The organism is Polaribacter sp. 2305UL8-11 (assembly GCF_058147165.1).
On the sequence record NZ_JBYVJW010000096.1, the window covers coordinates 1 to 240 of the forward strand.

General features: G+C 28.3%; 1 protein-coding gene. It reads left to right on the forward strand.

Annotation, left to right across the window (positions count from 1 at the left end; genetic code table 11):
- The coding region (locus tag ACY2RW_RS16320) for a DUF8845 family protein (RefSeq protein WP_490123786.1) at nucleotides 1–142 on the forward strand (142 nt) is incomplete at its 5' end.
- Nucleotides 143–240 lie beyond the last annotated feature (98 nt).

Sequence of the window (240 nt, forward strand, 5' to 3'; positions counted from 1 at the left end):
TTTATTTGTTTTATTAACTTTTGTAGTGACTTTATTATTTGCTGGTGTGCTCTGGTTATTTTATCAATTACTGTATGGAATTTTATTAAAAAAACTAAAAAGAAAGTACAAAGAATTAGCTAAATTAGACAGCGCAAATTAATTTTAGCCTGCAAAAGGTATTTCTTTTATTGTTGTTGGGCTATTCTCTAACCACTTTTTCTTAAGGCCATATGGCACCAAATAGTTGGTAATTTTTCC